This is a genomic window from Nonomuraea africana (assembly GCF_014873535.1).
In the GTDB taxonomy this organism is placed as follows: Bacteria; Actinomycetota; Actinomycetes; order Streptosporangiales; family Streptosporangiaceae; genus Nonomuraea; species Nonomuraea africana.
The window spans coordinates 5067354-5088923 of record NZ_JADBEF010000001.1; the positions used below are offsets into that span (position 1 = coordinate 5067354).

21 protein-coding genes are annotated in these 21570 nt (G+C 69.0%); 8 read left to right on the top strand and 13 right to left on the bottom strand.

Annotated elements, in window-relative coordinates:
• Positions 1 to 317 precede the first annotated feature (317 nt).
• Entirely contained in the window at positions 318 to 776 is a 459-nt protein-coding gene (locus H4W81_RS23980; protein WP_192776879.1) for a hypothetical protein, read from the top strand.
• A gap of 216 nt (positions 777 to 992) precedes the next feature.
• Entirely contained in the window at positions 993 to 2204 is a 1212-nt protein-coding gene (locus H4W81_RS23985; protein ID WP_192776880.1) for a cytochrome P450 family protein, read from the top strand.
• A gap of 203 nt (positions 2205 to 2407) precedes the next feature.
• On the opposite strand, the gene mctP is transcribed toward H4W81_RS23985, so the two are convergent.
• Both mctP and H4W81_RS23995 read right to left on the bottom strand, forming a co-directional pair.
• Positions 2408 to 4021, bottom strand: coding sequence for a monocarboxylate uptake permease MctP (gene mctP / locus H4W81_RS23990; protein ID WP_318781918.1), 1614 nt, complete (start codon positions 4019 to 4021; stop codon positions 2408 to 2410).
• Positions 4018 to 4245 carry a DUF3311 domain-containing protein gene (locus tag H4W81_RS23995; RefSeq protein WP_192776881.1) on the bottom strand — a complete coding sequence of 76 codons (228 nt, stop codon included), beginning with the start codon at positions 4243 to 4245 and terminating at the stop codon, positions 4018 to 4020. The genes mctP and H4W81_RS23995 overlap by 4 nt, the downstream gene beginning before the upstream one ends.
• An 870-nt stretch (positions 4246 to 5115) precedes the next feature.
• Here H4W81_RS23995 and H4W81_RS24000 point away from each other — a divergent pair.
• The 3 genes from H4W81_RS24000 (at position 5116) to H4W81_RS24010 (ending at position 6684) form a co-directional block, all read left to right on the top strand.
• The gene (locus H4W81_RS24000; protein ID WP_192776882.1) at positions 5116 to 5532 is read left to right on the top strand and encodes a GMC oxidoreductase; all 417 of its coding nucleotides are present in this window, start codon (positions 5116 to 5118) and stop codon (positions 5530 to 5532) included.
• A gap of 107 nt (positions 5533 to 5639) precedes the next feature.
• Positions 5640 to 5921 carry a hypothetical protein gene (locus H4W81_RS24005; protein ID WP_192776883.1) on the top strand — a complete coding sequence of 94 codons (282 nt, stop codon included), beginning with the start codon at positions 5640 to 5642 and terminating at the stop codon, positions 5919 to 5921.
• A 178-nt stretch (positions 5922 to 6099) separates the two neighbouring features.
• Positions 6100 to 6684 carry a hypothetical protein gene (locus H4W81_RS24010; RefSeq protein WP_192776884.1) on the top strand — a complete coding sequence of 195 codons (585 nt, stop codon included), beginning with the start codon at positions 6100 to 6102 and terminating at the stop codon, positions 6682 to 6684.
• 231 nt (positions 6685 to 6915) lie between these two features.
• On the opposite strand, the gene H4W81_RS24015 is transcribed toward H4W81_RS24010, so the two are convergent.
• The 7 genes from H4W81_RS24015 to H4W81_RS24045 form a co-directional block, all read right to left on the bottom strand.
• Entirely contained in the window at positions 6916 to 7794 is an 879-nt protein-coding gene (locus H4W81_RS24015; RefSeq protein WP_192776885.1) for an alpha/beta fold hydrolase, read from the bottom strand.
• A gap of 132 nt (positions 7795 to 7926) precedes the next feature.
• A complete protein-coding gene (locus tag H4W81_RS24020) occupies positions 7927 to 10083 on the bottom strand; it encodes an ATP-binding protein (protein ID WP_192776886.1) in 2157 nt (718 codons plus the stop codon).
• 101 nt (positions 10084 to 10184) lie between these two features.
• Complete coding sequence (locus H4W81_RS24025) at positions 10185 to 10964, bottom strand: alpha/beta fold hydrolase (protein WP_192776887.1); 780 nt, start codon at positions 10962 to 10964, stop codon at positions 10185 to 10187.
• A 311-nt stretch (positions 10965 to 11275) separates the two neighbouring features.
• A complete protein-coding gene (locus H4W81_RS24030) occupies positions 11276 to 11986 on the bottom strand; it encodes an alpha/beta fold hydrolase (RefSeq protein ID WP_192776888.1) in 711 nt (236 codons plus the stop codon).
• An 8-nt stretch (positions 11987 to 11994) separates the two neighbouring features.
• On the bottom strand, positions 11995 to 12942 hold the full coding sequence (locus tag H4W81_RS24035; protein ID WP_192776889.1) for an alpha/beta hydrolase: 948 nt from the start codon (positions 12940 to 12942) through the stop codon (positions 11995 to 11997).
• A 165-nt stretch (positions 12943 to 13107) separates the two neighbouring features.
• Positions 13108 to 14103: an alpha/beta hydrolase gene (locus H4W81_RS24040; protein ID WP_192776890.1), complete on the bottom strand. Its 996-nt coding sequence runs from the start codon at positions 14101 to 14103 to the stop codon at positions 13108 to 13110.
• A 154-nt stretch (positions 14104 to 14257) separates the two neighbouring features.
• Positions 14258 to 15190, bottom strand: a complete 933-nt coding sequence (locus H4W81_RS24045; protein ID WP_225958764.1) for a helix-turn-helix transcriptional regulator — start codon at positions 15188 to 15190, stop codon at positions 14258 to 14260.
• A 40-nt stretch (positions 15191 to 15230) separates the two neighbouring features.
• On the opposite strand from H4W81_RS24045, the gene H4W81_RS24050 reads away from it, so the two are divergent.
• Complete coding sequence (locus H4W81_RS24050; RefSeq protein WP_192781475.1) at positions 15231 to 15470, top strand: hypothetical protein; 240 nt, start codon at positions 15231 to 15233, stop codon at positions 15468 to 15470.
• Between the two features lie 43 nt (positions 15471 to 15513).
• Here the strand turns inward: H4W81_RS24050 and H4W81_RS24055 are convergent, their stop codons facing one another.
• The 4 genes from H4W81_RS24055 to H4W81_RS24070 form a co-directional block, all read right to left on the bottom strand.
• Positions 15514 to 17022 carry an AAA family ATPase gene (locus tag H4W81_RS24055; protein WP_192776891.1) on the bottom strand — a complete coding sequence of 503 codons (1509 nt, stop codon included), beginning with the start codon at positions 17020 to 17022 and terminating at the stop codon, positions 15514 to 15516.
• A 600-nt stretch (positions 17023 to 17622) separates the two neighbouring features.
• Entirely contained in the window at positions 17623 to 18540 is a 918-nt protein-coding gene (locus tag H4W81_RS24060) for a TIGR03619 family F420-dependent LLM class oxidoreductase (protein WP_192776892.1), read from the bottom strand.
• A 134-nt stretch (positions 18541 to 18674) separates the two neighbouring features.
• Positions 18675 to 19211 (bottom strand): GNAT family N-acetyltransferase, encoded by a 537-nt coding sequence (locus tag H4W81_RS24065; protein WP_318781919.1) that lies wholly within the window; start codon positions 19209 to 19211, stop codon positions 18675 to 18677.
• An 84-nt stretch (positions 19212 to 19295) separates the two neighbouring features.
• Positions 19296 to 20117: a GNAT family N-acetyltransferase gene (locus H4W81_RS24070; protein WP_192776893.1), complete on the bottom strand. Its 822-nt coding sequence runs from the start codon at positions 20115 to 20117 to the stop codon at positions 19296 to 19298.
• Between the two features lie 173 nt (positions 20118 to 20290).
• On the opposite strand from H4W81_RS24070, the gene H4W81_RS24075 reads away from it, so the two are divergent.
• Together H4W81_RS24075 and H4W81_RS24080 are read left to right on the top strand one after the other, a co-directional pair.
• Entirely contained in the window at positions 20291 to 20722 is a 432-nt protein-coding gene (locus H4W81_RS24075) for a hypothetical protein (RefSeq protein ID WP_192776894.1), read from the top strand.
• 133 nt (positions 20723 to 20855) lie between these two features.
• Positions 20856 to 21488 carry a LysE family translocator gene (locus H4W81_RS24080; protein ID WP_192776895.1) on the top strand — a complete coding sequence of 211 codons (633 nt, stop codon included), beginning with the start codon at positions 20856 to 20858 and terminating at the stop codon, positions 21486 to 21488.
• Positions 21489 to 21570: the final 82 nt, after the last annotated feature.

The window sequence follows — 21570 nt, forward strand, 5'->3', positions numbered from 1 at the left end:
GATCCCGGTGAGTACGGTCTGGATACCTGCCGAGGCGGCGCAGGCGTCCATGGCGGTGGTCGTCCCGTTGTGCGTCTTGGCGCCGAAGATCACCTCGTCGGAAACCGCCCCCGCAGTGAGTCGACGCCCATGTTCCCCACCGTCTCGATCGCACCCTCAAAGCCGAGGGTGATGACGAGTGACGTGACCCGGTCAGACCGGCCGCGCTCAGGTGCCCGGACAGTTAGTGAACAGCTTTCGGAGTGGTGGGCGAATAATTTCGTCTACCAGACTCTGGCTCCTCAGAAACGTGTCTTCGAAAACTTAGGGAGCTATCAGTGTTCAGACCAATTGCCAAGGCGGCGAGTTGCGCCATGGCCGCGGTCGCCCTCGCCGGGATCACCACCGCGGTGACCGCAACCCCGGCACTCGCAGACGGCACCGCCTGTAAGAGCGGAACGCTGAAGTCCGTACGCTCGGACGCCATCAACGCCGAGGGGTGGAGTGCCGAGGCGCGGGTGAAGGTCTGCATCCAGACCAGCAATAACACCAGAAAAGCCCTCGTTTCCAGCTGGATCACCTGGGTGGACACGGACCCCGTCTGCAGCATCAGGTTGCAGTATCTCGGGCCGCGTGGCTGGAGCGACGACGGAGACCCGGTGCACTGGTACGACAACCGCTACAAGTACCCGCAGCCGATGGGCGGGGTGATCGGCAACTACACCGGCCGCGTCAAACTGTGGTGCAAGGGCGAGCGAGCCTACCTGGACTCCCCCAGCCGGTATCTGACCTGGTAGTGACACGCCCGCCACCGGCAAGGAGGCGTGGGAGTCCTGGGGGCGACCGGAGTCAGGGACCGCAGTGATCACGCGTGTGCCTTCCCGGCCGACGTTGGCGCGTCGGCCGGGAAGGCACATCCTTTCCGACCGCACCCCTCGCGTTTCCTGGCAAGGCCGCGGAATGAACGTCATCTACGCGGATCAAAGAATCAGGGCACAAGAGTGAGGAGCGTCATGCCAATCCCCACGACCGGGGACACCCGGCCGAACCCGTTCACCGCCGTCGCCGACGGAGAGCGGCACGCGATCTACGCGGAGCTCACCGGCAAGGGGCCCGTCCATCGCGTGACCCTGCCGACCGGCCGGCAGGGCTGGATGGTCACCAGCCACGCCGAGGCCAGGGCGCTGCTGTCGGACCCGCGGCTGGTCAAGGGCGGCTGGCAGACCGGCGTGTACGCGAGCAAACTGGGCGAGGACACGGCCCGAGCCATCCACACCAGCATGCTCCACAGCGACCCGCCGGACCACACGAGGCTGCGCAAGCTCATCACCTCGGTGTTCACCCGGCGGAGGGTCGAGATGCTCGCCCCCGGGATCCAGCAGATGACCGGCGACCTGCTCGACGCGCTCGGCGGCCAGGACGTGGCGGACCTCGTCCCCGCCCTCGCGGTCCCGCTGCCGATCAACGTCATCTGCGAGCTGATCGGCATCCCTATGGAGGCCAGACCCGACTTCCGGAGCTGGACCCCGCTGATCGTGTCGCCGGACATCCACGGCTTCGAGGAATACCAGCGGGCCGCGCTGTCGATGCTCGCGTACACCCGCGGCCTGATCGAGGACAAGCGGCGCAAGCCGCGCAACGACCTGCTCTCGGACCTGATCGCCGCCCGCGACGGCGAGCACAGGCTCTCCGAGGACGAACTGACCTCGATGGTCTACCTCCTGGTCATCGCGGGGCACGAGACGGCCGCCCACCTGATCGCCAATGGCGTACGCGCGCTGCTCACCCATCCCGGCCAGCTCGCTCTGGTCCGCGAGCGGCCCGAGCTGCTCGAACCGGCGATCGAGGAGATGCTGCGCTACGACGGCCCGCTGCAGAACACGCTGCCGTACTGGACCGCCGAGCCCGTCGAGGTCGGCGGTGTCACGATCCCCGCCGGCGAGCTGGTGATCGTGGCCCTGACCGCGGCCAACCGCGACCCCGCGCAGTTCCCCGGCGGCGACGTGCTCGACATCACCCGCGAGGCGCCCGCGCACACCGCGTTCGGGCACGGCCTGCACTACTGCGTCGGCGCGCCACTCGCCCGCACCGAAGCGCGCATCGCCCTCGGCATGCTCCTCGACCGCTACCCCGCCCTGCGCCTGGCCGTTCCCCCCGGCACCCTCACCAGGACCGCGTCACTGCTGATCAACGGCCTGGACGCCCTCCCGGTGCACCTTCGCTAAGACCTGGTTCTCGAATCTTCTGACAGCGTGGGAGCGCCGCTGGTCGGTCTGGGCGCCCAGTTGGCGGCGGTGGTCAAGGCGGCGAGTGCTGAGGGTGCTCGCGCGGCGGCTTCGCCCCAAGTGCCCCTGGCCGCTGCCGCCGGCGCTGAACCACGGCGAAGCCCGCCCCCGGGCGTGCGGGAGCGGGCCGTGCGGGTGCCGGGTCAGTGCGAGCCGGTCAGATCCAGGTGCTTGACCTTGGGGTCGCCCTCGTCGGCGAAGTAGTCGCCGCGCGAAGTCGCGTCGTCGCCGTCGGCGATCTTGGCCGCACGGAACAGCAGTGTGCCCAGCGCGGCCACCGCCAGGTTGACGATCAGTCCAACGAAGCCGGCGTAGATGGTCATCTTGGTGTCGAGGCCCAGGTTGGACAGGCTGAACGCGGACCCGCCGAAGTGCAGCTTCCCGCTTCCTGGCGCGCCCGGAATGGTGTACAGCATCCACATGCCCGCTGCCAGGCCCGCGGCCCAGCCGGCGAGCAGGCCGCTCTTGTGGAACCAGCGGGTGTACAGGCCCAGGGCCACCGACGGCAGGGTCTGCAGGATGATCACGCCGCCGATGAGCTGCAGGTCGATGGCGAACTGCAGGTCGAGCAGCAGGATGCAGGCCACCGCGCCGACCTTGACCACCAGGGAGACCAGTTTGGAGACCCTGGCCTCCTGGGCGTCGGTGGCGTTCTTGTTGAGGTATTCGCGGTAGATGTTGCGGGTGAACAGGTTGGCCGCGGCGATCGACATGATCGCGGCGGGAACGAGCGCGCCGATGCCGATGGCGGCGTAGGCGACACCGGTGAACCAGTCGGGGAACAGCTGGTCGAACAGCTGGGGCACGATGGTGTTGTTGTCGGGCTTGCCGTTCGGGTTCATGATCGGTTTGGTGCCGGCGGCGATGGCCATGAAGCCGAGCAGCGCGATCAGGCCGAGCACGAGGCTGTAGGCGGGCAGCGCCGACATGTTCCGCTTGATCACGTTACGGTTCTTCGACGCCAGCACGCCGGTGAGGCTGTGCGGGTAGAGGAACAGCGCCAGCGCTGAGCCGAACGCCAGCGACACGTACTGCAGCTGGTTGCCGGCGTTGAGCAGGGTGCCGTCGCCAAGTGCGGGGGTTGCCGCGAACTTGGCCCCGGCCGCGTCGAAGATGGCTCCCCAGCCGCCGAGCTTGGCCGGCAGGTAGAGGACCGCGGCCAGGATGACGATGTAGATAAGCGCGTCCTTGACGAACGCGATCAGCGCCGGCGCGCGTAGTCCGGACTGGTACGTGTAGGCGGCCAGGATGGCGAACGCGATGATGATCGGCAGATGCCCGGTGATGCCCATCGATTTGAGCACCGCCTCGATGCCGACCAGCTGCAGCGCGATGTACGGCATGGTGGCCACCAGCCCGGTGATGGCGACGGCCAGCGCCAGCGTGGGCGAGCCGAACCGGGCCCGGACGAAGTCGGCCGGGGTGACGAACCCGTGCACGTGCGACACCGACCACATCCGGGCCAGCACCAGGAACACCAGCGGGTAGACCACCACCGTGTAGGGCATCGCGTAGAAGCCGATCGCGCCCGCCCCGAACACCAGCGCGGGCACCGCGACGAAGGTGTAGGCGGTGTACAGATCGCCGCCGACCAGGAACCAGGTGATCCAGGAGCCGAAGTTCCGGCCGCCCAGCCCCCACTCGTTCAGGCTGGCGATGTCGTCGGGCCGTCGCCAGCGCGCGGCCACGAACCCCATGCCGCTGACGAGCAGGAACAGCAGGCCGAAAACGACCAGCTCGGTCGTGTGCCCACTCACTTGGTCATCCGGTAGACGATCGTGGTGGCGGCGACGCCCACCGCGATGAAGGCCGTTTGCAGCCAGTAGAAGAGCGGAAAGCCCAGCAGGCGCGGCTCGTCGGCGTTGAACAGGAACGTCAGCAGCGGCAGCACGATCGGCACGACCAGCAGCCAGTTCCACGGGCTGCGGTCAGTGTGTGTCCCGGACCCCGCGGCGCCGACGCCGGCCACTTTTCTCGTCATCGGGTTTACTCCATTACTTTCTTGGGCGCGTCCACTCAAAATGAGCGCGAGATTCAGATACACCTATCGCGGCACGTCAACTGAACAGCCGTTATCGAGCCCATTCTTGGGACGGGACCGCTGATAGGAATGATCGGTGAGCCCGGTGATCAGAAACACGTTCGTTCTCTGCCCAATTCGCGGCCACCGGGAGAGTGTGGTCCGAGCCGAGCAGCGGCGCGCCCCCGGAGTCGCCCGGGTTGGGTGAGCAATGACCGAGCAGAAAGCGGTCTTACCTCGGGACAGCCGTCCCGGCGATGGTATTCGTGGGCCCCATGCGGGCCCTGGCTCGGCCGGGACTTGATCTCAAATGGCACCCGGCAGGGCTCGGACGAATCGAGACGTGAAATGAAGGCTGCTCGGATACTGCGTGCGCTGACCGATCTGGCGGGGACGGCTGTCATGGTCGCTCTGACCTGTACGTCTCCACACCGGCATGTGAATCGGCGTCGGCCGGATGCCGAACGTCAAGCCAACGGTGGTCATTGACCTGGCCCGCACGCGCGGCAGTACAGGCTGAAGTCGTGGAGGGCAGATTGGACGGCTACGACTACATCGTCGTAGGCGGCGGAACCGCCGGGTGCGTGCGCCTTTCCGAGAACGCTCACGCGGCCTCCGGCTCGACGGTCGACTGGCCGCGCGGGCTGGGGGCGGTGCTGGACCGGCCCAACCTCGATGTCGTGACCGGCGCGCTGGTCCACCACGTACGCGTCCGGGACGGGCGGTGCACCGGCGTCGACTACACCGTCGACGGCGTCACGCTCCGCGCGGGCTGCCCCGGAGAGGTCGTGCTCTGCGCGGGCACGGCCGGGTCGCGGCGCCCACCCGAGCGTGCCGCCCCTGCTGGACCCGGACTACCTCTCCGACGTCCGCGACCTGGACGCGATGGTCGCGGGGCTCAGGCTCGCCCGTCAGCTCGGCAACGCCGCAGGTCTGGACCCGTGGCGGGGCGAGGAGGTACTGCCGAGGCCCGGACTGAACAAGGACGGCACCATACGTGCGTACCTGCGCAGGAATCCGAACTCCTTCTACCACTACGCGGGCACCTGCCGGATCGGCACCGACGACATGGCGGTAGTGGACCCCGACCTGCACGTACGGGGCATACGAGCCGATCAGGCGTTCGCCCGACGAAACCCGACATGCGCACACACCGATGACGGCCGCGACCGCGACCACAGGTGTCAAGAGGGGAGAATCCACAGTGATCGCGCGAGTGAGCGTGCGCGGGGAGCGAAGCCTGGCTGAGGTGCTGCAAGCCGACCTCGCCGAGTGGACGCGACGCACAAATAGATACGTGGAGATCTGGGCGTTGCCCGAGCATGCCGTGCCGCCCCCGGGCGACCACGGCGGTGTTGTCGGTCGTGAGGATGGTGCTGTCCGCTGTGGAGCGGCGCGAGCTGGCGCGTACCGTGTCGCTCGCCGTCACCGTGGCGCCCTCCGGGCTGCGCCTGACAGCGAGTTTCGACAGAGCCGACGACAAGGACGTGGACGGAACGGACGAAGGCTTCGACGTGCCTTCGATGCGCGCCGCCTTCGCCGAGGCGGGCGGCACGCTGAACGTGACGACCTGCGCCGGAGGCGCGACGGTCAATGGCACCATCCCGGCCACCAACCTGCGCCGACGGGCCCGCTGACGCTTGGGCCGAGGCACCGACCGGCGATCGCGCCCGCGCAGGGCAGATCACCGCATTCACAAAGACGGACAGGTAATGAGCAGCGAAGTGATCTGGTCGAGCGGAAACGGGCCGCGTACGTTTTCCTCGCGACCCGGCAGTCGGCGTCGCCAGTCCACGCATGCTCTGGAGATATTCGATGATGCGAAGACATACGAGGTTATTCGCAAGTCTGGCCGTCGCGGCGGCACTGCCCGCGGTCACCGCTCAACCCGCACAGGCCGTCGCCGGCCCGCGCACCGCGGCCGCCTATTCCTGGCATCAACTGCAGTCCGCGACCGGCCATTGCCTCGTCCCCCGCGGCCGAACCGTGAAGGCGTTGCCCTGCAAGCCGGGTCAGTGGCTCTGGCGGGAAGTCGTGGTCCCCGCGCGCGACACCTTCACGGCGGACTCCCACATGTTCGTGTACGGCGAGGGCAAGACCGTGGATCCCGATGGCGGCACGTGGTGCCTGGACACCAACGGGATCTCGGAAGCCTATATGAGCAAGTGCGACAGCAATAGGGCGGACGATGGGCAACTGTGGTATCCGCTGTCCGATAGGAGGGTGAACGACTACTACTACTTCACCCTGGTCTCGGAGCAGTCCATGGGCAAGTGCAAACAGCTCGTCCACGCCGGCGGAGACACCGGAGTGACCCATTGCCCGCCTGGCATGCTCGATAAATCGCCCAGCAACCAGAATTGGCGGTTCGGACAGCCGAAGGGTGAATACCACTGGTAAATATCATTCAATTCTTCTGAAACACGGAGCCCCCGGCGTGGCCGGGGTTTCCGCTGCGTCGGCCCGGGTTTGCCTCTCCTGGCCGTATCGGAACACAGGCGCCCGGCCGTGGCGGTGACACCGGCCGCCGGGCGATCTCCCGGATGACCTCTGCGGAGGGGAACGCGGCGCTCATCGGGCGGAGTTCGAGCATAAGGTGAAAGGCCGGCTGCCCCGGGCTGTTGGCGTCGTTCAGCGGGTGAGCAGGTCGCAGATGGCTCTGGCGATGTCGGCCGGGGCCTCTTCGGCCATGAAGTGGCCGCTGGTGACGGTGCTGTGGTGCAGGTCGGGGGCCCAGGCGCGCCACAGGGCGGCGGCGTCGAAGCCGAGGGCGGCGCCCCAGTCCTGCTGGAGCACGGTGACCGGCATCCGCAGCCGGTTCCCGGCGTCGCGGTCGGCCTGGTCGTGGATCACATCGATCCCGGCCGAGGCGCGGTAGTCAGCCACGATCGAGGGCACCGCGTTCCGGCAGGCGTCCAGGTAGGCGGCGCGCACGTCGGCGGGGATCGCCTGGGGGTCGTTGGTCCAGATGTCGAGGAAGTAGCCGAAGAAGGCGTCCGAGCTGGCGGCGATCATCTGCTCGGGCAGGCCAGGCGGCTGGGCCATCAGGTAGAGGTGGAAGCCGACGGCGGCGCTGGTGCCGTGCAGCACGTCCCACATCTCCAGGGTGGGCAGCACGTCGAGGCTGGCCAGGTGGGTGATCGTCTCGGGGTGGTCGAGTGCGGCGCGGAAGGCGACCAGGGCGCCCCGGTCGTGTCCGGCCAGGGCGAAGCGCTCGTGACCGAGCGCGCGGGCCAGGGCGACAATGTCGGCGGCCATGGTGCGCTTGGAGTAGACGTCGGGGCCGGTCTCGGCGGGCTTGTCGCTGGCGCCGTAACCCCGCAGGTCGGGAACGATCACGGTGTGGTCGGTCGCGAGGTCGGCGGCGACGTGCCGCCACATCAGGTGCGTCTCGGGGAAGCCGTGCAGCAGCACGATGGGGCTGCCCGAGCCGCCGATGGCCACGTTCAGGGACACGCCGTCGGCGACGTGGACGCGCTGGTAGTCGAAACCGGGAATGACAGGCGTCATGATTGCGCCCTTTCAAGGAAGTGAACGGAGACCTATAACGTGCCGCGCGCGGATGAGCATGTGATCAGCGCGCCATCGTGGCCGGGCTTTGACTACGACTGGCGGCCGAGGCAGGACCCAGAAGAAGACCAGTCACCTGATCTGGGCGTTCTTGGCAAGGGTGCGAGATGGGCGGTATCTGTGTGGAAGATCGCTTCGACGAGCGGGTCGGGCAGGTGTTCTTCCGTAGAGTTCGCGGTGCCACAGGCTCGCGCACACGCGTTCGATGCCACTCGTGAGATGCCGACGATAGGTGGTGAAGGGCAGGCCGAGACGTTCGGCGGCGACTTCCTGAGCGGGGGCGCCGCGTAGGAATGTCATGGCCAGGGCGCGGTGGAGTTTATGGCTGCGTGGATCGTCGCGCAGGCTATTGATCGTCTCTTGTATCAGGTCCCGTAGAGCGGCGCCGGGATCGGATGCGGGATGTTCGGTGACGAGTCTGCTGCGGGCCAGGACATTGGTGGCCAGCGCGCTGGGCTGGAACATCTGACGCAGCGCGGTGCGAACGGCGTCGGTGAACTGTTCGTGGGACAGCACGGCGAGTTGGCATGCCGGGACGTCGGTGTGTTCCTGCCGTCCTGCCCGCAGTAGGTACTTCAGGCGTTCCAGCCACGCCTGCGCGGATACCGCACGCCAGTCATGGGCGAACAGGCCGTAGGTTTGCCCACCCAGTTGTGGCCGTTCGGTGATGTCATGCATGTCATAGTGGCGCTGGTAGCCGGCGGAGGAGTCGGGGTCCTGGATGACCACGTAGGACCAGGCCATGCGTTCGGAGCGCAGGCAGTTGCTGATGGCGCGCCATTGGATGAGGTCCATCACCGGCGAACTGCCGCGGTAGGGAGGTAGGACCCAGCTGCGGCCGATGGCCAGGTGTTCGCCGGCGCGTAGTGGGGTGGTGGCGCGGGCGTGTGCCCAGACGGTAGCGGTGATCGGATCGGTGGCGAGTTCGTGTTCGTCGAGGTGTTCCAGGCGTAGCCAGGCGCAGAAGGCGACCGGCTGGCCGGTTTCTGTGAGCCGGTAGAGGCGGAACGCCTGGGGCTGGCGTTCGGCCCAGTAAGCGGCGCCGGCTGCGGATTCCTCGTTCTCCGCGGCGTTGGCCACCTGGATCAGCGCGTCGATGTCCTGGGGCTGGAAGAGGTCTTCTTGGACCTCTCCTTGTCCGCGCCAATGGTGGAAGTCGGAGGTCATCGCATTGTGGCGGTACAAGAAGTACAGAGATCCGACCGCGTCCGGCGCATCGCGGTCGGCCACGCTGCAGAGCCTGCCGACATGATGGGCGTGGATGCGCTGATGCATGTCGGCGTAACCTTGCGGGTCGCGCCAGCGTAGGTCGGCTTCCACCACTTCGCGGATCACATCGTGGGGGAACAAACCTTGAGTGGTGGATTCGACGAACGGCAGCCGGCGCAGCCAGGCGAACAGTTGCGTTACATCACCTGGCGATGCTTGTCTTGATGTGGCTTCGTCCTGCATGACCTCGCGTAGCAGGGTCTCGGTGGTCATGTAGGTGTGGGCGCACACTTCCAGCGCATACCGGTGTTCGGGGGATGGGATTTCGCCGATCAGTTGGTCCAGCAACGTAGCCACCACGTTCTGATCCGGGCTCCACCGGCTGCTGGCCTGCCGGTCCTTGACCGCCACCGCGGCGCCGATCGCCAGGGCCAATGGATGCCCGCCGGCGAAGGCCAGCAGCGGCTCCTGCAGATCGGCCGTCACCCCGCGGGCGGCCACCAACGCCCTGGCCTCCGCGGGCGCCAGGTCTCGCAGCGACATCATCTCCAGAGCGTGTGCCCAGCCTGGGTCGGCACGCCAGGCAATGGCGGGCGGGGTGCGGCCGGCCACCACGACCAGCGCTTCTTCGGGCATCCTGGGCAAGAACCGTTCGTGTAGCCACCCCTCCAGGCCTTGAATCTGTTCGAAGGCGTCGATCAGCAACACCGTCCGCTCGTCGCGCAGCATCGGGGCGGCCTCGGCTTCGAACACCTCAGGTGAGGCGGTGATGGTGCGTCCGTCGATCGTGGCCACCGATCGGCCGACCGTCGCGGCTTCCTGGGCGAAGCGTCGCAGCAACGCCGATTTGCCGATCCCGCCGGGCCCGTGCACGAACATCACGCTGCAATCGCCGCCGAACAGGGCCGAGCCGAAAACCGCCAGTTCCTCCTCCCGCCCGACGAACGCTGCTTCACGTGCACTCTGCAGACGCCGCCCCAGCAGGCCGAACCGCTTTTCCGCCCGCTCATCCGCCGCCATCAAGATCTCTCTTTGTGTCCAACTTGGGAAAGTCCGTCATGCATGGCCCATCACCGCTTCCGGACCGTGGCGCTCGGCTTGTGCAGTGCGCCCGTGGTCTCTCAGCGGGCGGCGCGGCGGATGAGGTCGGTGACCGCCGCGGGTTCGGAGACCGAGATCGCGTGTGAGGCGCCCTTGACGCTGACGGTGCGGGCGTCGGCGCGCTCGGCCATCCACTGCTGGGCCTTGGGCGGGATGTTGTAGTCCTGGCCGGCGATCAGGGCGTAGGAGCGGATGTCCTTCCAGGCGGCCTTGGTGGCCTTCTCCTCCAGTGCCAGGGTGGAGACCGGCCGCTGGGTGGCGGCCATGATCGCGGCGGTGGTGGCGGGCACGTCGGCGGCGAACTGCTTGCGGAACCTGTCCTGCTTGATGGTCAGTTCGGTGCCGGTGCCGCCGCCGGGCAGGGGGTAGGAGGCCTTGCTCAGGGTTTCGCCCAGGGTGCTGCCGGGGAACTTGCCGGCCAGCTCACCGGCGCTTTCGCCGGCGTCGGGGATGAACGCGGCGATGTAGACCAGGGCCTTGACGTCGGGGTCGCCGGCGGCTGCCTGGCTGATGACCGAGCCGCCGTAGGAGTGGCCGACCAGGACCACGGGTCCTTGCACGGTGTCCAGGACGCTGCGCAGGTAGGCGGCGTCGCTGCTCAGTCCGCGCAGGGGGTTGGCCGTGGCGAGGACGGGGTAGCCGTCGCGCTGCAGGCGCCGGATGACGTCGGACCAGCTGGAGGCGTCGGCGAAGGCGCCGTGGACAAGGACGATGGTCGGCTTGGCCTTCTGCGAGTTCGCGGCGCTACTGGTCGCGGTGGCGGCCAGCAGCGAGCCGACCACGACCGGAGCGATGGCCATGGTGGCGAGGGTACGAACGACCAAGCGGGTGCGAGAAGAACGGGACATAGCGATTTCCTTAAAGGTTGTTGCTGGCAGATGGCGGTCCTGCGGGGGATACGTACTTCCCGCCATGGCCACCGAGAGCGGGTTGACCGGACATACCCCCCCGCCACGGAGGCGGGGCGACGCCCGCGCATCGGCGACGAGCGCCGTGAGGGCTTGGATGACGGCTCGGCGGATCGCCCGTCTGAGGGCGACCCGCCGAGCCGGCCGATGTTACCGACTCTCCCGGTGGCTGATGTGCTGGTCGGCTTTCGGCGTGAGGGCCGTCATGCCACGGCTTTGACGGCCTTGAGGATGACATCGGCGACGGCGATGGGCTGGGAGGCGGGCAACGCGTGCGAGGCGCCGGCGATCTCCACCTGCTCGCGGGCACCGGCCCGTTCCGCCATGAACCGGTGGGCGGCAAGCGGGATGTTGAAGTCCAGTTCGGGATAGACGAACCAGGACGGCAGGTGCCGCCAGGCCGGCGGACCGGACTTGTCCTGCAGCGCCCGATCGTTCAACGGCCGCTGGGTGACGGCGTCCAGGGCGGCGCGCTCCGGCGGCAGGTCGGCGGCGAACTGCTGGTGGTAGCGCTCCTGGCGGATGTACAGATCGGTGCTGCCATCGGGCAGCGCGACCGCGTTCAGGGTCTCGCCGAGTGTGCTGCCGGGAAAGCGGCCGCTCAGCTCGGCGATGCTCTCGCCCTCCTCGGGCGCGAACGCGGCCACGAACACCAGCGCCTTGACCCGGTCGTCGCCGCGGACGGCGCCCGAGATGACCTGGCCGCCGTAGGAATGGCCGACCAGGACGACCGGGCCGTCGAGGGAGGACACCAGGCCGGCTACGACGTCGGCGTCACCCGACAGGCTACGCAGCGGGTTGGCGATGGCGATCACGCGCAGGTCATGCTCACGCAGCCTGGTGATGACGCCGTTCCAGCTGGCCGACTCGGCGAACGCCCCATGGACGAGAACGACGGTGGGCGAAGTGGTCATGATTACTCCTAGCGGGTCTTCAGCGCGGTGGACAGAAAGTCGATGGCCTGGCGGATGGCCCTTTCGGCGGCATGAGTGCCGCGCAGGGCGTTGAGCATCACGAAGTCGTGGATGACGCCCTGGTAGCGCACAGCGGTGACCGCGACCCCGGCCGCGCGCAGCTTGTTCGCGTACTCCTCGCCCTCGTCGCGCAACACATCGGCCTCAGCGGTGATGACGAGTGCCGGCGGCAGCCCGGCCAGCTCCTCCAGGCTCGCTCGCAGCGGCGAGGCGGTGATCTGCGCACGCTCGGCGGGATCGGTGGTGTACTGGTCCCAGAACCACTGCATGCCGTCGCGGCGCAGGAAGTACCCCTCGGCGAACTCGTGGTAGGAGCCGGTGTCGAAGGCGGCGTCGGTGACCGGATAGAACAGCACCTGCGCCGCCAGCGGAATCCCGCCCCGCTCCTTGGCCAGCAACGTGAGCGCGATGGCCATGTTCCCGCCGACCGAGTCTCCGGCGACCGCCAGACGGGAGGCGTCCAGACCATGGGCGGAGCCGTGCTCGACCACCCAGCGGGCGGCGGTGTGGACCTGTTCGATCGCGACCGGGTAGCGGGCCTCGGGGGAAGCGCTGTAGTTGACGAACACCACCGCCGCGCCCACGCCGAGGGCCAGCTCGCGGGCCAGACGGCCGTGGGTGTGGTCGTTGCCGAACACCCAGCCCGCCCCGTGCACATAGATGATCACCGGCAGGGGGCCGCTCACCCCCGCCGGCCGGAACACGCTCACAGTCAGCCCGTCGGCGACCGTGAGAATCTCCTTGCCGGTGCCGGGCACCTCGATCTCGGGCGTCTGAGCCTGGTCCACGGCCTTGCGGCCGTCGGCGGGATCGAGGTCGAACAGGTAGGGCGGGTTGGCGGTGGCCTCGGCGAAGGCCTGCGCGGCCTCCTCGAGAACCGGTTTGACAGTGGACATCCTGGCCTCTTTCCCTGTGCATGACGTGCCGCTGCGGCCTCACGCACCTCAGCCTGACAAACCTGCCTTTCCGGACACATCAGTAAAACGACTGGTCTGTCGCTGGCTGCATCCTGAAGCGAGGGGACCCATCTCCTCCGCGGGTGGGGAGGCGGCCTGCCGGTGTCAGCGCCGGTCGGCCAGGGCGTCTTTGAGGAAGCGGCCACCCTGCCTCACCGCGGCCACCGTGGGCGGGCTGTCCCGCAGCGGGTTCAGGAATGCGAAGTCGTGCACCGTCCCCAGGTAGCGCACGCAGGTCACCGGCACGCCCGCCCGCCGCAGCAGGCGCGCGTACTGCTCACCCTCGTCCCGGACGACGTCCGCCTCCGCCGATACGACCAGGGCGGGAGGCAACCCCGAGAGATCCGCCGTGGTGGCCCGCAGCGGCGAGGCAGTGGGTTCGGCGATCTCATCGCCGTCGTCGGTGTACTGCTGCCAGTACCACTCCAACGCCGCGCGCGTCAGAAGGTAGCCGGACGCGAACTTTTCCCGCGACACGGTGTCGCAGTACGGGTCGGTCGTCGGGTAGTACAGCAGCTGCGCGCGGATACGGGGGCCGCCACGCTGCTTGGCCATCATGGTGAGCGCCGTCGCCATGGTCGCACCGGCACAGTCGCCGGCCACCGCCAGCCTCCGGCCATCCAGCCCCAGGGCGGCGGCCTGCTCGACCAACCAGGTCAGCACCGCGTACGACTCCTCGAGGGCGACCGGGTAGCGGGCCTCGGGCGTGCGGGTGTACTCGGGCACCACGAACGCGGCGCCGCTGGCGGCCGCCAGCTCGCAGATCATGCGCGCGTGAGTCCGCGCGTCGCCGAGCATCCAGCGGCCGCCGTGCAGGTACACGACCACGGGTAGAGGACCGGCCGTCCGTGGAGGCCGGAACGTCCAGAAGCCGACGAGCCCGGAGGGGCCCACCGGCGCCACCGCGTACTCGGCGTCTACATCGAAGTCGTCGTGCGCGTGGCCCTGGATCTCCAGGAGCGCCTGCCGGCCGTCGAGCGGACCGAGCTGGTGCAGGTAGGGCGGTGCGGCCGAGGCCTCGACGAACCGCTGAACGAGGGGATCGAGGACGACGGCCAAGCGGTCGGGCTCTCCTGGGCCCGTGACGGGCTCGAAACTCACGCGCCTCACCTCTCCTGTCGTCGTAGTGATCAACGAGCAGCGGCCCACGGGCCGCTGGGGCGATCGCCCTCGGCGCTGCCCTCCGTCTGCGACGACCCGGAATCTCTGCCGCCTTCGGAGATGGGCGCATCCGCCGGACGGCTCGCCGTGGCGGTCACAGATCGCCCAGCAGAGCCCGGAGTTGGTTGCGGCTGCTCACGCCGAGCTTCGGATAAACGTTGTAGAGGTGATAGCTGACCGTGCGCGGGGAGAGCATCAGCTGCTCGGCGATCTCTCGGTTGCGTAGTCCCTGCGCCGCCAGCCGTACGATCTGGCGCTGCTGGGCGGTCAGCCCCGCCAGCGGATCGGCCGGGGCGGGCGAGGTGGCCACACCACTGGCCCGCAGCTCACCGCGTGCCTCCTCGGCCAGGCCGATCGCGCCGAGCCGGGTGAACGACTCCAGCGCCGTGGCCAGGAGCGGGCGGGCGTCCAGCGGGCGTCGCCGCCTGCGCAGCCACTGCGCGTAGTGCAGCCTCGCCTGGGCCCGGGCCAGCGGCCACTCCTCGCCCACCGGGTTCACCGTGGCCAGCCGGAAGTGGTGCTCGGCGTCCTTCGGGTCGCCGGTCAGCGCGGCGGCGTGGTGAAGCAGCAGCGTCATCCGGGTCGTCGGCCGCGGGCCCAGCGCGGTGCGCACCGCCGCCACGATGCGGGCCGCCTCTTCCCACTGGCCCGTCCGCTGGGCGGCCGCCGCGAGGTCGGCCACCGACCGGTGCGACAGGAAGTAGTGCAAAGGTGCGCCGTCCCCGTCGAACAGCAGCCGGAAGTGACGAAACGCGCCGTCGAAGTCGCCCGCCGCCGCGGCGGCGGTGCCGGCGGCGTGCAGCAGGCGCGCGTGTGTGGCCCGGTTCTCCTCCAGGCCGACGGCCGTCCAAGCCGGGTCGGCCGGCATGACTGCGGGCTGACCGCGCAGGGCTTGGAGGGTCACCCGCAGCGCCTCGACGTCGATCTCCAGGTGCCGCAGCTTGTGCACGGCCGCGAGCGTCGCGGCCTCCTCCAGCAGGTCGTCGGCCTCCGCCCACCGCCCGGTGTCGATCAGCGCCGAACCCATCAACGCCAGCGTAGGAGCGGCAACGCCCATGGAGCCATACGTGCGGAACATGGCGTACGCCTGCCGGAGGGACTCCACGCACAGCTCGGACTCGTCGGCCGCCCAGGCGATGCAGCCAACGGCGCTCAACCGGTTCATCTGCGCGACGCCGACCAGCGGCTCCGGCAGGTTCGGCCGCAAGGTCCGCCGCAACAGCTCGGGGGCGTTCGTCGGGTCGGCCCCGGCCAGGGTGGAGGCCCGAACCGCGTCGAAGGCCGCGATCGTCTCCAGCTCCGCGTAGGGCGTGTCGCCGCCCCCGGTCTCGATCCGGTCGAGCAGGCCCGCTATCCGCCCCTGACCTCGGGCAGCCCTGACTGGAACGCGACTCCCTGAAGCACGGCGGTCAGGGCGAGCGCCGTCGTACCATGCTTCGGGGACTTCGGCTCCAGCGCTCCGAGCAGCACCTGGAACGCCTCCCGCTGGTGGCCGAACAACGACAGGGCCATGCCGGCGCCGCACGCCGCCAGGCCTAGCACGTCCGGATCATGAGTCAGCGCCGTGACCTTGCCGTACAGCTCGCGCACCCACGAGGGGTCGCCGGCGTTGTTGGCGGCCCTGAGCGCCTTGGCGTACCGGCGTGCCCGGTCCCTGGCTGCGGGGCTGCACTCCGCCGAGCGCTCCAGCGCCCGCGCCGCCGCGAAGAACCCGCCGCGCCGCTCGGCGAGCTCCGCGGTGTCCTCCAGCGCCGCCGCCACCGACTCGTCCTGGCCGAGGCACGCGGCGGCCAGATGCCAGGCCCGGCGGGCCGGATCCGCCGTCAGCGCCGCTGCCAAATCCCGATGCGCCCGCTGCCGGAGGTAGGCCGGGGCCCCGTGATACGAGCCTGCACGCGCCAGCGGATGCCGGAAGGCGACTCGCCCGTCCGCGACGGTGACCAGGCCGGCGGCCTCGGCGGGAGCCCATACCGCGATATCCTGCCCCGCGCCGGCGGCGGCCATGATCGTGGCGAGGTCTTCGTACTCCGACGCCGCCGCGTACAGGATCAGCCGCTGGGTGATCTCCGGCAGGCCGTGCAGACGCGCTGCGTACATCTGCTGGATGCGCTCCGTCCGCGGCAGCCCACCATCGGGCAGCGCTCCCGTGCCACCCATCTTGGCCGCCCGGCACAGCTCGATGATGGCCAGCGGATTTCCGCCGGCCTGCTGGAGCAGGTCGATCCGCGTACGGCCGGTGGGCGGGTGCGGCTGAGCGTCCACGAGGTCAGCCGCGGCCTGCTCGCTCAATGGCCCCAGCAGCAGCGTGGGCAGGTCCCCGGCGACACCCTCCGGGGGAGTCTGCCCACGCGACGTCAGCAGCACCGAAACGTCCTCCGCCGCGATACGGCGGGCCACGAAGCCGAGGACGTCGAGAGAGTCTCGGTCGGAGTGCTGGACGTCGTCCACGACCAGCAGGACGGGCCGCCGCCGGGAGACGCCTGTCAGCAATGTCAGGACCGCCACACGCAGCAGCATCGGGTCCGGCTGCCCGCCCACGGGAGCGATGCCCACCGCGCTCTCCAGCGCCCCCCGCAGATGCTCGGCAAGAGTGCCGGCCTCCGGCAGGACAGGAAGAAGCAACTGGTGCAAGGACGCGAAGGACTGCTGCGACTCCGCTTCGCTGCCCTGACACGCCAGCACGACCCATCCGCCGCCGCGCGCATGGTCGGTGGCGGCGGCCACCAACCTCGTCTTGCCAGTGCCGGCCTCGCCGAGCAGGAGCAGGATCCGCGATTCGCCGCGCTCCGCCTCGATGACGTCCAGGATGCGACGGATCTCGGACCGCCGGCCGACCAGCGTCACAGCGGGCTCGGCCACACGCGTGACGCTGTGCCCGCCGTCTCTCCGACGCCTGCTCCGGAGGTGCTGGTGGACCGTGCGGGAGGGACACAACCGGTCAGTTCGTTCACGGCATGCTTCCTCTCCCGTCGCATCACTGCCCCGAGGCCTGCGACTACTCGACCGCAGCGCCGCAGCGGATTCACGCATTCTCCCATCCTCCTCACCCAACGGCGGACACCGGGACTGCCCAGTAAACGGCTCTGTCTCTCCTCTTCCTGTCCCAACACTGACGCGTCGGGCGTTTGAAACAATGCGGCCGACGCCGGCCGACCAGTGCGGATTCTGTTTCATGGGTTGTTGCATGCGGCTGGACGACCGAAACACCCACATGAAACGATCTCGGGGCGCGCGACGACGACTTCGTGCGCATGGAAAGCCAACGACTGCCCCATACGGCCGCGAACAGCGCGGCAACAGCGCTACTCCTCCATGCCGGGGAGCCGTGCACGTACAACACGCTGCAGTCGGGGTCGTACGGGGCGGCACCGAAGGCCGCCAGTTCCTCCGCCCCTCCGACTGTGCGCGGCACCACAGCATCGGGCTTGCGACTACTCATTCGGGAAGGCCGTTGTCCGCTCAACCCGCGCGCAGCCCCGTGATGAGGGACTCCGCGACATCCAGCAGTTCGCCGCGCGATCGTGTCGTCGCCTGCACGTCGACGAACACTTCATGAGCGCCCGCCGCGCCCAGGGCGAACAGGTACTCGATGATCTGGCTCACGGTACCGGCATGGGGCACGTGGGCAGGGTCGGCCGGCTCATCAACGATCATCGGATTGAGCCGTATCACCATGCGCAGCGCCGATGGGTCCCGGCCGGCCCGCTCGGCGGCCTGTAGCGCCGTACCCCACAACGACTCCAGGTACGGCTGAGGCAGTGCCGCCCCCAGCCAGCCGTCGGCGCGCCTGCCGACGCGTTCCAGGGCCGCATGGGTGAAACCGGCGAGCAGGATCGGCGGACGGGGTCGTTGGGCGGGCTTGAGGTGAACGTGGGAAGGCGGCACCGTCCACAGCGGCCCCTTGTGCTCCACCACCTCCTCGGCCCAGAGGGTCTCCATCAGGTCGAGCGTCTCCTCCAGCCGGACGCCCCTCCCCTGCCAGGGCACCCCCGCCGCCGCGTACTCGTCCCGCAACCAGCCCAGCCCGATGCCCACGTCCAGCCGCCCGCGGCTGAGCAGGTCGAGCGAGGCCAGGCTGCGAGCGAGCACGACGGCCGGCTGCCACAAGGCGTTGAGCGTGCTGGTCCCCAGCCGTATGTCGCTCGTGCTGAGGGCCGCCAAGGTCAGGGCCGACAACGGATCGAAGAACGTTGTGAAGGCCTCCGGGATCGTGCCGTCTCCCCCAGGATATGGATCACTGGGTGCCAGTGGCACGAGGATGCGATCACTCGCCCACAGGCTGTCGTAGCCCATGCTCTCCAAACTCGCACTGGCACGGCCGATGAATTCCGGGTCGGCGAAGGCGCCATATTGTGGTACCGCGAAGCCGATGCGCATGCAGGATCCTTTGACCTTGAACGAAAAGTGATTGTGGCGTGGAACGCCGCGTCCATCGCCGATCGCCACCGGGCAACGCCCAGGCACTGACTTCGGTACCGAGGGCTTGTTCCGGGCGTCGCCCGGACGAGCCCCTAGAGACGCTTGCGGTAGACCACCAGGTCACATGGGGTGGCCAGCAACGGAGCCAGCGCCGGGTAGGACCCCTCGACCGGGCTGACGCCGGTCCGCAGGTAGCCGAGCCGGGTGTACCAGCCGGCCAGGAACTCTTTGGAGGGATGCGTCCAGGACCGGGGCGTGAGGATTTCGAGCTGCATGACCGGGCGTCCGCTGTCGAGGGCGCGACGCTCGGCGAAGGCGACCAGCTCGTGGCCGATGCCGTGGCCGCGGTGCGCGGGATCGGCCGCGAGCATGCCGAACTCGGCCGCGCGGTGATCCGGGGGGCGGATGCGGACGCAGCCGACGATGTACGTGCCCAGGCAGGCCACCGCGATCTGCCCGGCGGCGGTCAGCTCGGCGACCTCCTCGACGGTCGTACGGGCCGCGCCCGCATGCCACAGGCCGCTCTCGGCCTCGGCGTAGACCTCGTTGACCAGGCCGGACAGCCGCGCGAGCACGGCGGGGTCGGCGTGCGCGCCGGACGGCAGCAGAGATGGACGAAAATCGTGCACGATCTCATCCTCGTTGGTGGGTGGGTGCCACAGCGGCACCGTATCGGCCGGTGCGGCCGGGTCTATGCCGTCGCTCGCGTCACGTCAGCCGGCGTCCGGCCGCCAGATCCAGTCCCGCCGGCTGTACAGCGGGCGCAGCCCGGCGCGGAGCATGTTGTTCAGCGAGGGGTTGGCCGCTCCTTGCGCCGGCAGCCCGGTCTCCGCCACCAGCCAGCTACAGCCCATGGCCGCGGCCTCCATGGCGCGCCTGGCGAGCAGGGCTGACTGCGCGCCCTGGTTACGGTGTTCGGGCAGTGTCGCGCCGGCGTTGAGAGAGCCGATCGACCCGCGGATGAAGAGGTTGGCGGTGGCGATCATCGTGTCGCCGTCCCATGCGGCGAACGGGTGGAAATCCGGGTGGTCGTTGCTGCCCGCCAGCATCTCGGCGAGCCCTTCCTCGGGCATCCCGAACCCCCGGAGGCCGACCGTCGCCCATTCCATGGCGGCCTCCGGGCCGACCGGCCTGATGTCCAGCTTGCTCTCGCCGGGCCAGAACGTCTCAACCGGACAGGCCAGCTTCACGTTGTACGCTCCAGGGCGGAGATTGTAGGCGGCGCGGATCTCCTCCCAGTCCGGCGGCAGGACGGAAGGGGCGATCTGGAGGACGGCGACCTTGCTGTCCTGCGACCGGTAGAAGTCCACCACGCGGCCGATGAGGTCGTGCGTGACCGGCTCGTCGAAGCCGAATCCGAGCGCCTTGCTCCAGAACTCGGTGGGGTCGTTGCGCACCGACGTCGCCACGCCGCCACCGATGCGCGTGGTGGCGATCCCCAACGCGGACTTCATCGGCGGCGGCGCCATCGACACGTACTGGTACATGAATTCCGCCTCGATACTCTCGGCGAGAGCGGTCGGCAGTTCTTCCATGTCAAACTCCTTACTGGTGAATTGCCCTTCCCCGGCAGTCAGTGATCTTCGAGAAATCGGGGTCGCAGTGGTCTTCCGTATAGTCGGTGAGCGAACTGTCCACTTGCCAGCTCGTCCATTGCCCATGAACCGTCCGTTTCCGGGACGTGCGGCGTGGCGCGTGCCGTCAGCCGATGGCCTCCATCGCCAAGCTGAGCGGCCGCTTTCCCGGCGGCTCGCTGGGCACGACCCTGAACGCGGTCGCGCTGCCCGATAGCACCGATCCGTACATCCGGCAGGAGCGCTACCGCCAGCGGTTCACCGCCGACCTGTCACCGGGGCGCGCCACCTTGGACGCCGTCGCCCCAGCGGCCGTTGAACGACCGGGCGCTCAATGCCTCCCGGCCCGCCGCCGTCGCCGACGTCATCCTCCAGGCCGTCAAAGCCATCGCCTGACGACCCTCGCCGCCGTGGGGCCGGCGGTGACGGCCGCCCAGTCGCGACGGAGATCGGACGCGAAGCCACGCAACTCGATGACCGGGCTGAGCGGCTGCTCGGTGACCCAGTCCTGTGTCCCGGCCCTCGCTGAACAACATGCACCGCGCGAACAAAAAGTGGGCAGGTGAAGATCTGGAAATGAGCAGCCGCCTCAGGTCACCTTGTACGAACGTGTCTCTCCTCCCCCACGCGGGACCGCGGCGGAGATCCGCGCAGCGGGTGAGCGACGTGCATCAGCACCTGGATGCAAGGCGGATATCTATGATCAACTGGGTCGGCTTCATTCCTGCCGCTCTCCTCATCTCCCTCGTCCCCGGAGCGAATCAGCTCCTTGGCCTGAGCAATGCCGTACGCCATGGCACCGCGTACGCCCTGGCCGGAATCGGCGGGCGGCTGGCGGCCTTCGTCGTTCTCATCGGGCTGGTCGTGGCCGGGCTCGGCGCGATATTGGCCACCTCGGCCACGGCGCTCACGGTGATCAAGTGGGTGGGTGTCGTCTATCTCGCGTGGATCGGGTTCTCGAGTCTGCGCCGTGCCCGGCGCGCGCCGGCCGCCACCTCAACCGCCTCCCCGTCCGACACCGGCCAGAGGCTGCGGCCGCTCATCGTCAACGAATTCGTCGTGGGGATCAGCAATCCCAAGGCTCTGCTGCTCTTCGCCGCCTTGTTGCCCCAGTTCACGGGCGGACCGGCAGGTGACGCGGACAAGCAGCTCGTCTTGCTCGGGGCGGCCTACCTCGCCATCGAGTTCGTTGTCGGCCTCGGCTATATCGGAATCGGAAGCGGGATCGGGGCGATCGGGATCTCGGCGCGAACCCACCGCAGGATCGATCTCGGCAGCGGCCTGTGCTTCCTCGGCCTCGCCGGGCTCCTCGCCGTGGACGACGTCACCTGAGCCCCGGAACCGCCGTTCGGAGCCGGCTCGGCAGGATGCGTGCCGGCCATCGCGGGGGAACGGTCGCGATCGAGTGGCCGAG